Here is a 12,409-nt window from a genome sequence, read left to right as displayed (position 1 = left end):
TATCACCTTACATTTTTTCGATAAGCTCCGCTATCTTGTGTGCATATTCCGTGATTATGCCTGTTCTCTTGCCCTCTATCATAACACGAACAAGAGGCTCTGTGCCTGACTCACGGACAAGTATCCTGCCCTCGTCACCAAGCTTTTCGGAATACATCTTGATAGCGTCTGTTATCTCAGGGACTTTATCCCACATACCCTTTTTGTCTGCTGTTATCTTAACGTTCACAAGCACCTGTGGGTAGCACTCCATGCAGGAAGCAAGCTCGCTTGCCTTTTCGCCTGTACATTTGAGGACTGTCAGAAGCTTTGTACCTGTCAGCTCACCGTCGCCTGTGTTTGCATAGTCAAGAAGAATGATATGACCTGACTGCTCACCGCCTATATTATAACCGCCTTTGAGCATTTCTTCAAGAACGTATCTGTCGCCCACCTTTGTGGTAGCGGCAACGATGCCGTTTGCCTTTGCATACTTGAAGAAACCGAGGTTCGTCATAACTGTAACAACGCAGGTGTTGTTTTTGAGTATGCCCATGCTCTTCATATATTTTGAAAAGATAGCAAGTATCTTATCACCGTCGATAAGCTCGCCCTTTTCGTCAACTGCAAGACATCTGTCAGCGTCGCCGTCAAAGGCAAGACCGATATCGCAATGATTATCAACAACTGCCTTTTGCAGACCCTCGATATGTGTTGAGCCGCAATCCTTGTTTATATTTGTTCCATCCGGCTTATCGTTGAGCATTATGCACTTTGCACCAAGTCCCTCGAAAATTCTCTGTGCGCACACGGAAGCTGAGCCGTTTGCACAATCAAGCGCCACACGGATACCGTTGAAATCTGTCTGAACTGTTTTCATAACGTAGCGGATATAATCCCAAGCTGCGTCCTTTTCGTAATAAACGTGACCTATATCACAGCCGTCCTTAAGCTCTATCTTTTCAGGTGTGTCCAGGATAAGTGCTTCTATCTCGTTTTCTATCTCGTCAGAAAGCTTGAAGCCTGTGCCAGAGAAAAGCTTTATGCCGTTAAACTCAACAGAATTGTGTGAAGCGGATATCATAACGCCTGCGTCTGCGTTGTATTTCTTTACAAGCATTGCAACGGCAGGGGTAGGAACAATACCGAGAATGTGAGCGTCTGCACCAACTGAGCAGATACCTGCGACCAATGCGGACTCAAGAATGTCGCCTGAGATACGGGTATCCTTGCCTATGATTATCTTAGCCTTGTGGTTTGTTTCCTTTGTGAGTACCATTGCGGCAGCTCTGCCTATCTGCATAGCAAGCTCGCAGGTAAGCTCTGTGATAGCTACTCCTCTTGCGCCGTCAGTTCCAAATAATCTTCCCATAATAATTAGCTCCTTTTCGAGGTCATACCTCTATATTATTTTTTATTTATGTAAACTCTATATTAACACACATATTAAATTGATCCGATAATAAAATTTTTCCAAAGATAGAAAGTGCAGTGGCAGGCGAACAGTGTTCGTCCTTAAAGAACAAGAAATTCATCGCCGCTAGGCGATACCTTAATTCCTCACTCCTCACTCCTCATTCCTCATTAAGCATTCCTCACTAAGCTCACAGGTGCGTTTGTCCGTCCTTGAGAAATCCCAGATGATCGTAAGCAAGCTGTGTCGCCACACGTCCCCTTGGGGTCTTTGAGAGGAAACCTAACTGCATAAGATAAGGCTCGCAAACGTCCTCAATGGTGACTGACTCCTCGCCGATAGCCGCCGCAAGAGTTTCAAGTCCCACTGGGCCGCCGTCATAGCCTTTTATTATCATCGTAAGCAGACGTTTGTCGAGAGAGTCAAGTCCCAGCTTGTCAACGTCCATTCTGTTGAGGGCTATCTTTGCAATGTCTGCGGTTATCCTGCCGTCACCCATGACTTCGGCAAAATCACGCACACGCCTTAAAAAGCGGTTTGCTATTCTTGGAGTTCCTCTTGAACGCTTTGCTATCTCCTCTGCACCGTCATCATCACAAGCCACGCCAAGTAAAATGGCGGAACGCTTGACGATATCGGAAAGCTGTTCTGTATTGTAAAGCTCCAAACGCTGGATAACGCCAAAACGATCTCTCAGCGGTGCAGAAAGCGAGCCTGCTCTTGTGGTCGCTCCTATAAGAGTGAACTTGTTCAGCTCTATCCTTATGGACCTTGCCGCAGGACCTTTGCCCATGATTATATCAAGTGCATAATCTTCAAGGGCAGGATAAAGAACTTCCTCCACCTGTCTTGAAAGACGGTGTATCTCGTCGATAAAAAGTACGTCACCTTTTTCAAGGTTTGTGAGAAGCGCCGCAAGGTCGCCCGGCTTTTCAATGGCAGGACCTGATGTTATCCTGATGTTCACTCCCATTTCGTGGGCGATTATGGCAGAAAGGGTGGTCTTGCCCAGACCTGGCGGGCCGTAAAGCAGAACATGGTCAAGGCTGTCGCCTCTGTTCTTTGCCGCTTGTATATATATTTTCAGGTTCTCCTTGACCTTTTCCTGACCGATATACTCGTCAAGTGTTTTAGGTCTAAGGCTCACCTCGAAATCGTCAGTTGTTTCCGCCTGAGTTTCTTTCGGGGTGACTATCCTGTCTATATCAAAATCTCCTTTTTCGATCATTTATGGAGTTCTCCTCTCAAAATTTCGCAAGTCCGATAAGAGCTTTCTTTATAAGCTCTTCAACGCTCAAATTCGGGTCAAGCTTTGATATCACTGACATTGCTTCGCCCTCGGTATATCCAAGCACCACAAGGGCTGTGACAGCTTCTTCGACAGCTCCGCTTGGAACAGCTGCAAAGCCCTGAGCCCCATTTCCTCTGACGGATATGGTATTCTCTTTTGCCACCTTATCCTTAAGCTCGAGGACTATCCTTTGTGCTATTTTTGTACCGATACCCTTTATCTTTGTGAAAGCCTTTGAATCCCCCGTTGCAACCGCAAGCGCAAACTGTGACGGAGTGCAGGCTGAAAGTATGGCAAGACCTGCCTTCGGACCTACTCCGCTGACAGATATGAGCATACGGAAGCTTTTAAGCTCCTCCTTAGTTGCAAAGCCGAAAAGCTCCACCGCATCCTCCCTTACGGAGAGGTGAGTGTAAAGCTTGACCTCGCTTTTGCCTGCAATCTGCTGCAAGGTAGAAAACGTTGTTTTGCAGGCATAGCCCACGCCTGCACATTCTATTACGGCAAGGTCGCTCTCGGTATGGACGAGCTTTCCGCTAAGTGAATATATCATATTATTTCTCCTCAAAATTTTTCATAACACGCCTTGTGTTCACCGAAAGCCCGTGAGTTATAGCGATAGCCACTGCGTCCGCTGTATCGTCAGGCTTTGGGATAGCTTTAAGATGAAGCATGGTCTTTGTCATTTCCTGCACCTGCTTTTTCTCGGCACGTCCATAGCCGACTATGGAGCATTTCACCTGCAAAGGCGTATATTCATAGATTGGAATATTTCTTATTATGGCAGGAAGCAGTGTCACTCCCCTTGCCTGTGCAACGTCAATGGCGGTCTTTTCATTGGTATTGAAAAAAAGCTTTTCTATTCCCATTTCATCAGGCTTATAGGTGGTTATTATCTCGGTCATATCATCATAGATGACTTTCAGCCGTCTGTTGAAATCCATATCCGAAGAAGTGGTTATTGCACCGTAGTCAACAACAGTGAATTTTCCGCTGTTGTATTCAAGCACTCCGAATCCCACAATGGCGTAGCCCGGGTCGATACCAAGTATTCTCAAATCCACTCCTCCGTTCAATTTCAACGCTATCCTATAATGACCCTATTATAACAACTAATTATACCATATTTTTCGGTCAAATGCAAGCAAAACGCTGAGTTTTCACCTATTTCTCACAAGTTGAAAATGTAGAAATGCCACTTTGTGAAAAGTCTGTTTTTGGCTAAACTGACTATAGAACAAAACAGCGGTCATCAGGTATGCCCCTGACACCGCTGTTATCTTTTTATGCTGTATTTTCTAAGTGGCGACTTCCACAATCTTTGGAGGATAAGACCATTGAGCGTGCCTGTGAGAATGCCGCTTATTATGAGATAAGGCAAAAGGCTGAACACCGCCCATGTGCCTGATATCACTGCCGCCGCACAAAGCTGACCTATGTTATGGGAAAAACCACCAAAAACTGATGTCACCCAAAGCTGGTTTTCACCAACTCTCGAAACCGCAATGTACATGGCGAGATACGCTAAAATTCCGCCTGTGAGTGAGAACGCAAAGCTCACCACAGTTCCGTAAAGCCCTGCCGCAAGGACTATCCTCAAAAGCAGCACCAAGCCTGCCTCTTTTCTGCCGATAAAAAGCATCGCTGCCATTGTGACGATATTGGCAAGCCCAAGCTTCATTCCGCCTATGGGCATAACAGGGAATTGTGCCTCCACCATGAAAATGATAAGTGACAAGGCGGTAAAAATTCCTATAAGGGTGATTTTTTGTACTGATATCTTCATGCTTCCACCCCTATATCACAGCGTCAGCAGATGTCTCGCCGACTATTTTTATCACAAGCTTGTGCGGTGCACAAATGACGGTCTGTCCTGCGTGGGATATCTTTCCTGCATGAACACAGGTCTGGTTCGAGCAATCTGCGACAGACACCCAAATGCTTCCCGCGCCAACGGTTATGGTATTAGTGCCGTTTTCTGTTTTTATCTCAAAGGAATACTCCTTATCGGGGGAAAGGTCAGAAACAGTCTTTACGAGCTTGCCGTTTTCATATATCTCGGCAGAATTTTCTCCGCTCTTTCCACCTGTGAGGAAAATAAATATCAGGCAAGCAACGATAACAGCCGCAAAAACTGCCGCCCATATGAAATTCTTTCTTTTTACCACTGCCGCACTCCCCTTTTTACAGTATATCTGTTGTTATGAGTATACCACAGCCGTTCTTTTTCGTCAAGACAAACGGCAAGTGTCTGATTTTTTGTACTTAAATATTACAACAAGGTTACAATAAGGTACAAGATTTCGTACAGTTGTAACATTGCTGTAATTTTAACCGAAAAAGCCGAAAAAATTGTCGAAAATTTATCAAAATATCCTTATTCACTATTGATTTTTTGAATGGGGTGTGTTAAAATATAAGAGTTGGATATTCTATTGTTAAGAGTATGTGAACATTTGTTCTTTTTATAGACCGCCATAGCCTGCATTATATAGGCAGATTTAACGATTGCTTGGGTGTATGTTAAATGATTTTAACCAAATCGTTGAAATTCTTGCTTTTTGCTTTTATTTTGCCTGTGGCTGTGGTATAATAATCTGAGCGTCGGCAGAGAGAGAAGCCGACAATCTCGTTAAGGAGTGTGTAAACTTGGAGAAGTTTGTTATACATGGAGGTAAGCCGCTGCATGGTACTGTGCAGATAAGCGGTGCAAAAAACGCTGCTGTTGCATTGGTTGCGGCAACTATCCTGTGCGACGAGCCGTGCGTTCTTGAGAACGTGCCTGAGATAAGCGATATAACTAAGTGCATGAAGATCCTGCGTGAAATGGGCGCAGAGGTCAGACTTTTAGATAAAAATACTATATATTTTGACACAAAGGGCATTGAAAAGCCCGAAGTGCCATATGAGCTTGCAAGAACCATGAGAGCGTCATGCTATTTTCTTGGCACGCTGCTTGGAAGATTTCACGAGGCTTTTGTTCCGATGCCGGGCGGCTGTGACCTTGGCGACAGACCTATAGATCAGCATTTGAAAGCTTTCAAGGCGCTTGGTGCGTCTGACGAGATAGTGAACGGAGCTAATCATGTCACAGCAGACGAGCTTGTGGGCAATCAGATATACTTTGACTTTGTTACAGTTGGCGCAACTATGAATGCAATATTTGCCGCTGTAAAGGCAAAGGGGCTTACTATAATCGAAAATGCGGCGAAAGAACCTCATATCGTTGACCTTGCGAACTTCCTTAACTCAATGGGTGCTGATATCAGAGGCGCAGGTACAGACGTTATCAAGATAAGAGGCGTTGATTACCTCAAAGGCGTTACCTATGCGACTATCCCTGACCAGATAGAGGCAGGCACTTATATGGTAGCGGCGGCTGCCACAAAGGGCGACGTTGTTATCGCAAATGTTATCCCTAAACACCTTGAGTCTATCACGGCAAAGCTACGCAAGGTAGGCGTAAACGTTGAGGAAAGCGACGAGAGCGTTCATGTTTGGGTGGACGGTCCGCTAATGAAAACTTCTATAAAAACTATGCCGCACCCTGGCTTCCCTACTGATATGCAGCCGCAGTTCTCAACACTGCTGACGCTTGCTGAGGGTACGAGCATCGTTACAGACGATATTTTTGACAACAGATTCAGATATGTGGCTGAGCTTAGAAGAATGGGCGCTGACATTTCTGTTGACGGCAAGGTGGCTGTTATACAGGGCGTTGGCAAGCTCAAAGGCGCTCCTGTTGTGGCAACTGACCTGAGAGCAGGCGCTGCCATGGTGATAGCAGGACTTGCCGCAGAGGGTACTACTGAGATAGACAATATTTTCTACATCGAAAGAGGATATGAAAAGATAGATGAGAAACTCAGAGGGCTTGGAGCTGACATTCAGCGTGTTTACAAGCCTGACGCTAACGAAATGGAGCTTAGCGGCTGATTAATATTGATAACACTGCGGCGGCATATTATTTGCCGCCGTTTTTTACAGCATTTGAGAGGACATGATATGGAGCTTTTTATTTCCGACCTTGACGGAACGTTGCTTAACGGCAATGCAGAGGTGACGGAGTTCACAAGAGACACTTTGAACAGGCTCATGGCAAAGGGGCTTAATTTCACTGCCGCCACGGCAAGGACGCTTGCTTCCGCAGGAAAAATACTTTCGGGGCTTGACCTGAAACTTCCCGTTATACTTATGAACGGCGTGCTTATTTATGATATGTCGGAGAAAAAATACGTCAAGATAAACAGCCTTTCCGGGGAGCTTTGCGGTCTTATCATAAGTCTTTCAAAAGGACTTGGTTTAGAGCCTTTTATGTACTCAGTTTCAGATAACCAGCTTTCCACAAGATATGAGAGGCTTATTTCACCTGCAATGAAGAGCTTTTACAACGAACGCAGAGAGAAATATTACAAGTCTTTCACGCAGGTCAGTGACCTTTCTCAGTACATCGACAATGTGATATACTTCACATTTATTGCAGAAAAAGAAAAACTTGTACCGCTGTATGACGCTCTTAAAGAGAATGAAAAGCTGAACATCACATACTATTATGATGTTTATGACCCCAAGCTTTGGTATCTTGAAGTGTTTTCTTCGGCGGCTTCTAAGGAGCAGGGCGTGAGGTATCTTCGTGAGAATTACGGCTTTGACTTTGTCACGGCTTTTGGCGACAACACCAACGATCTGCCTATGTTCAAGGCGGCTGATAAAAGAGTGGCAGTAAAAAACGCCTGCAAAGAGGTGCTTGAATGCTGCGACCAGGTGACAGGCACAAATGAAGAAGACGGTGTTGCAGAGTATCTTCTGAAAACTTTCGAAAGGAATTAGTTATGGCAAGGATATATCCACTTTTTTCATCAAGCAAGGGCAACAGCTCTTTTATCGGCAACAGTGACGGCGGGATACTTGTTGACGCAGGAGTTTCCTGCAAACGTCTTTGTGAGGCTTTGAAAGCTAACGAGATCGACCCTGCTGTGATACAGGGAATTTTTATCACACACACACATTCAGACCATGTTTCGGGACTTAAAGTTCTCACGAAGAAATATCATATCCCTGTATTTGCCCAAAAGACCAATCTTGAGATACTTGTATCTGACGGCAAAATAGACCCTGCCTGTGATGTCAACGAGGTGGACGGCAATGAAGTCTGCATAGGAGATTATGCCGTAAAAGGTTTTGCCACATTTCATGATACCCCTGCAAGCTGTGGATATCAGATAAAGACCCCTGACGGCAAGCAGGTATGCGTATGCACCGACCTTGGCACTGTTACAAATGAGGTCGATATGCACCTGAGCGGTTCTGACCTTGTTTTGCTGGAGTCAAATTATGATGAGTCAATGTTGAAAAATGGACCTTATCCATATGAGCTGAAAAGGCGCATCGCTTCAGACCATGGTCACCTTTCAAACTCAGCCTGCGGAGAACAGCTAAAAAAGCTTATGACAGCAGGTACATATAAATTTATTTTAGGGCATTTAAGTCAGGAAAACAACACGCCTTTGCAGGCTGAAAACTCGGCTGTGGGAGCACTTGGAGATTACGAGCGCAACAGCGACTATATTTTACATATAGCAAAGCCTGAGGGCAGCGGAATGGCGGTGGCATTTTGATAAGGATAAATCTTATTACAGTTGGAAAGCTGAAAGAAAAATACTGGCGTGACGCTGCGGCGGAATACTCAAAGCGGCTGGGGGCGTTCTGCAAGCTTGAAATAGTTGAGCTGAACGAGTCAAGGTTATCTGACAACCCATCCGAAAAGGAGATAGCGGCGGCGCTTGAAAACGAAGCAAAAGCCATGAAAGGCTACACTGACATCAAGGGTGCATACAACATTGCAATGTGCATCGAGGGCAAGCAGCTTTCAAGTGAAAAGCTGTCCAAAAAGCTCAGCGAATGCGGTCTGAACGGATTCAGCACAGTGAATTTCATAATAGGCTCGTCATTCGGCATTGCACCTGAGATAAAGGCGGCCGCTGACCTGCGCTTGTCAATGTCGGAGATGACATTTCCGCACCAGCTTGCAAGGATAATGCTTTTGGAGCAGGTTTACAGGGCGTTTCAGATAAGTGCTAATACCAGGTATCATAAGTGAATTTCGGATATGACAAAGCCGCCGCAACCAAACTCGGTTGCGGCGGTAATTTTATCTGCTATGAATTTTTGTTCTTGCTGTAATACTCTGTCTGCTTATCGTAGACAACTTTCGGAGTGTAACGTTTTATTGCCTTGTTGTTTACCTTGATGTCAAGCTTTTCTACCCAGCTTGTTAATTTCTTCTGAAATTCATCGCTCTTCATTTCTTTTAGAATATCTTCATGTTTGTCCTTGGCATATTCTGTATCTCTGCCCTTTATATCGCCCTTGATAAGAATGTAATATGCGTTATCGTCCTCATAAGCTGTTGCAACGTCTGTGCTCATACCGCTTACTTCTTTGAGTATCTTGCCGTTTGTAGTGTCTTTCTGTGAATCGTCCATAGCACCGTAGTTCATCATTTTCTCATTTGCATATGGGTCAGGCTCTGATGATGAGCTGTCCGTTGACGAGTCGCTGTCTGAAGCGGAGCTTGATTCTGCTGTGCTGTCAGATACAGAAGATGTATCGTCGGAAGCTGTGGAGCTTGTGTCGCTCTCTGCTACAGAAGAAGTGTCATCTGACGCTGTTGAACTGTCTGAGGCTGATGAATCGCTGTCAGCGGCGGAACTGGAATCTTTGGCTTTCTTTGAGGCAACATAGTCGTTGTACTCGTCTATAATGCTGTCGAAATCGTCAAACGAAACGCCCTGAGCCTTTTCAAGGAACTCATCTCTTTTTGCCTTGGCTTCCTCATTTGCAGCGGCTGCTGAGTCTGTAGAAGAATCGGTGGCTGATGATGAAGAATCAGTTGATGCTTTAGTTTTTGCAAATGAAATGGACTTATATCTCAGGTAGTTATCATCAAGATACTTCACCATTTCATCGTCTGAAACGGCTTCCTCGCCGCCCTCTGCATAGTAATGATCAAAAAGCTCTTCCCTCATTTTCGAGCCTTTGAGTGCAAGCTTTACAGATTCCTTTGAGATACCCTCTGACTCGTAAAACTCACCCTGAGAATCCCATGTGCTGCTTATGCTGTCATTAATGGACTTTATATCCTCATCTGAAAGAGTAAGTCCAAGCTCGTTGAACTTGTCAACTACAGCCGCATACTCCTTAGTTGCAGTGAGAGCATAATCTGAAAGATACTCGTCAAATGCCTTTCCGTCTACCTTCTGATCGAAATAGTCCTTTTTGATGCCTTTCTGATAATACATCATCGTCATTTGATATGACATTTCTGTAAGCTCATTATAAATGTAGATTCCTGCGTTTATCTTGCTGTCACCTGCTGTCATCACATAGCTTGTGTCTGAGCAAGCGGTAAGGCTCGCAGTACAAAGCAATGCGGCAGTAAGAGCAGCCGTTATTTTTTTAGCTTTAACCATTTTATTATCCATTTCCTTTCCGAAAAAATCGTCTTACTAACAGGCAGAAAACCGCCTTAACTTTTACATTATACTACATTTGAGCCTATAAGTCAAGTGGATATGTGTCTCTCACATGCAAAAACGGACGATCACTGACCGTCCGTTGTAATGCACTGATATTTTATCTATTGCTATTTCCTGTTTTTATGTCTTTCCAATTTACTTGCGTACATTATCTTATCCGCCTGTGTAAACATATCTTCAAGCTCGTGGATATCTGTTATATGTTTACAAATACCGCCTATACTAACGCTGACCTCAAATTCGTTACCTGCAAACCTGTTATATACCCTAAGCCGGTCGTTGACTCTTGCAGAAAATCGTTCAGGATAGTTGTCGTTATAGTCGTTACAGCCTATCACCACAAACTCATCGCCGCCTACCCTTGCACATATCTCATGATTTTTGGTCGATGCCAAAACTGCGTCTGCGATCGCTTTTATTGCAATATCACCGCAGTTATGGCCAAAATTATCATTTATCTTTTTAAGGCAGTCCAGATCGCAGACAGCGATAAAAGCCTTATTTTTCGGATCTGACATTCTGTCAATAACAAACTGGATATTTTTCTCAATGCCTATTCTCGAATAAACACCTGTCATAGCGTCACGTACTGCAAGATTAGCTATGGAGTTTTGTATCCGCATTGATTCCAGAGCATTGCTTACATGATTTGTCCAATTACGATAAGTGATATCTATCGTTTTTATTTCGTCACCGTAAGACAACACAGCATAGCCATAGCACCGATCTATAAAATGTACCGGAGTGATAAAGAATGCACAAGGGCTTTCTCGTTCTTCATCCAGATCAGGAAATATCTCTTTGAGTTCAAAAGGATCATGGAGAGTTCTGCTTTTGCCGTCAACGTTTCTTATATAAAGCACCATATCTTCTGTATATTCCTTTGGAACAGCGGATATCTCACCGACTATCTCATGCTCTCCAAGGCAATCCTCATTAAGGCAGAGATAATACCTCTTCTGACCAATGATAAGATAGAGAAAATATTGTATCCTGGCCATCAGATCATCGGGATCTTTAGAGCAAGCCATTATATCGGTCATACTGCTGTCCAAAAAGTCATGATAATTCATCTTGTTCTGAGATGATAAAAGATCACGCTTTGTATAGCTGTAATCCTCATGACAGCCGCAGGAAGCACCTATCTCCACCTTGCCGCCGTCCTCTATAATGCCCTGAAGTTCAACGCCTTTGATCCTTGCCTCTATGGTCATTACTGCGTTCACGCCAGTTTCAAAGATCGGCGGTGAGCAAGAGGTTATAGCCGGCACGCAATGGATAGCCTCGTCTATTGCGTCATAACCTGCAACTATCATATCCTCAGGCACGCTCAAACCGTTTTTCTGATATTCATGTACAACGCCTATAGCCATATAATCTCCACAGCAAACGATAGCGTCAGGCTTTTTACGTCTGCCATAGATGATATTATTTGCCACCTCTGCCGCTTTATCATACCAGAAGCCTCCGTCAAAGCAGACAAAATCCGGATCATACTCTATGCCATGCTTTTCAAGGGCACGCTTATATCCTGCAAGCCGTTCACAAGTGGTGGCAGTCTCCAGCGGACCGCTCAAAAAAAGTATCTTCCTGCATCCATGGACCTCGATAAGATGTTCTGTCAATTGCATAAAGGGTTTTTCGTCACGGGTATAAATACTTTCATAGTCCTTATAGCTTCCATCTATAAAAACCACAGGAACATGACATTTCTCATCTATATCCCTGCATATTTTGTCAAAAAGCCCAGGCATTTTCAACGTATCTGCCAGAACGATGACGCCATCGAGCTTATCATAATTTATAGCGTCATATATCTGCATTTCTCCAACAGACACTGCTTTTAAGAATGACTCTTTGACAAAGCTTGTGAAGATAAGCACATCATAGTCAAGCTGAAAAGCCTTTGTCATTACGCCTTTCAGCAATCTTTCCTGATAATAGCTTTCTGCCTCAGACAATATCACTCCAATGCGTTTTCTTCCCAAAATGTCTCACCTTCTCCATAATGTCGCATTTAGACGCACTGCACCCTACCTTTGTTCAGATATTATACCACATTTGGTTTGATTTGTCAAAGTTGTTTTGTGAATTTTCGTAAATATTTTAACGACTTTTTTATTTTTTGTGATAAAATTATTAAGCTATTTTCAATATTATCAATACCGTTTATTTGATTAAATTTGT

The 12,409-nt window shown here is 44.0% G+C and carries 12 protein-coding genes; 4 read left to right on the top strand and 8 right to left on the bottom strand.

Translation table 11 applies throughout. The features are described 5' to 3' along the window. Positions 1-7: 7 nt before the first annotated feature. From glmM to DW793_RS07125, 6 genes are all read right to left on the bottom strand, one after another. Complete coding sequence (gene glmM, locus DW793_RS07150; RefSeq protein WP_118157489.1) at positions 8-1,351, bottom strand: phosphoglucosamine mutase; 1,344 nt, start codon at positions 1,349-1,351, stop codon at positions 8-10. Positions 1,352-1,583: 232 nt separating this feature from the next. Continuing rightward, the gene (gene ruvB / locus DW793_RS07145; protein WP_117896726.1) at positions 1,584-2,621 is read right to left on the bottom strand and encodes a Holliday junction branch migration DNA helicase RuvB; all 1,038 of its coding nucleotides are present in this window, start codon (positions 2,619-2,621) and stop codon (positions 1,584-1,586) included. Between the two features lie 16 nt (positions 2,622-2,637). Beyond that, the gene (ruvA, locus tag DW793_RS07140; RefSeq protein ID WP_117896727.1) at positions 2,638-3,237 is read right to left on the bottom strand and encodes a Holliday junction branch migration protein RuvA; all 600 of its coding nucleotides are present in this window, start codon (positions 3,235-3,237) and stop codon (positions 2,638-2,640) included. 1 nt (position 3,238) lies between these two features. Then, a complete protein-coding gene (gene ruvC, locus DW793_RS07135; RefSeq protein ID WP_022287459.1) occupies positions 3,239-3,742 on the bottom strand; it encodes a crossover junction endodeoxyribonuclease RuvC in 504 nt (167 codons plus the stop codon). A 218-nt stretch (positions 3,743-3,960) separates the two neighbouring features. Further along, positions 3,961-4,470, bottom strand: a complete 510-nt coding sequence (locus tag DW793_RS07130; RefSeq protein ID WP_118157488.1) for a Gx transporter family protein — start codon at positions 4,468-4,470, stop codon at positions 3,961-3,963. Positions 4,471-4,480: 10 nt separating this feature from the next. Next, positions 4,481-4,852 (bottom strand): NusG domain II-containing protein, encoded by a 372-nt coding sequence (locus DW793_RS07125; protein WP_181988315.1) that lies wholly within the window; start codon positions 4,850-4,852, stop codon positions 4,481-4,483. Between the two features lie 481 nt (positions 4,853-5,333). On the opposite strand from DW793_RS07125, the gene DW793_RS07120 reads away from it, so the two are divergent. From DW793_RS07120 to rlmH, 4 genes are all read left to right on the top strand, one after another. After that, positions 5,334-6,620, top strand: coding sequence for a UDP-N-acetylglucosamine 1-carboxyvinyltransferase (locus tag DW793_RS07120; RefSeq protein WP_041337601.1), 1,287 nt, complete (start codon positions 5,334-5,336; stop codon positions 6,618-6,620). Positions 6,621-6,689: 69 nt separating this feature from the next. Next, the gene (locus DW793_RS07115; protein ID WP_118157486.1) at positions 6,690-7,514 is read left to right on the top strand and encodes an HAD family hydrolase; all 825 of its coding nucleotides are present in this window, start codon (positions 6,690-6,692) and stop codon (positions 7,512-7,514) included. A gap of 2 nt (positions 7,515-7,516) precedes the next feature. Beyond that, on the top strand, positions 7,517-8,302 hold the full coding sequence (locus tag DW793_RS07110; protein ID WP_117926926.1) for an MBL fold metallo-hydrolase: 786 nt from the start codon (positions 7,517-7,519) through the stop codon (positions 8,300-8,302). Then, a complete protein-coding gene (gene rlmH, locus DW793_RS07105) occupies positions 8,299-8,784 on the top strand; it encodes a 23S rRNA (pseudouridine(1915)-N(3))-methyltransferase RlmH (RefSeq protein ID WP_117926925.1) in 486 nt (161 codons plus the stop codon). The genes DW793_RS07110 and rlmH overlap by 4 nt, the downstream gene beginning before the upstream one ends. A gap of 58 nt (positions 8,785-8,842) precedes the next feature. On the opposite strand, the gene DW793_RS07100 is transcribed toward rlmH, so the two are convergent. Next, positions 8,843-10,156, bottom strand: coding sequence for a hypothetical protein (locus DW793_RS07100; protein WP_118157485.1), 1,314 nt, complete (start codon positions 10,154-10,156; stop codon positions 8,843-8,845). 173 nt (positions 10,157-10,329) lie between these two features. Beyond that, positions 10,330-12,210, bottom strand: coding sequence for a GGDEF domain-containing protein (locus DW793_RS07095; protein ID WP_118157484.1), 1,881 nt, complete (start codon positions 12,208-12,210; stop codon positions 10,330-10,332). Between the last annotated feature and the right edge of the window lie 199 nt (positions 12,211-12,409).

This window comes from Ruminococcus sp. AM31-15AC, from assembly GCF_003462045.1.
GTDB lineage: Bacteria > Bacillota > Clostridia > Oscillospirales > Ruminococcaceae > Hominimerdicola > Hominimerdicola aceti.
Note: the sequence above shows the minus strand (reverse complement) of the source record. Positions and strands in the feature narration are given on the sequence as shown.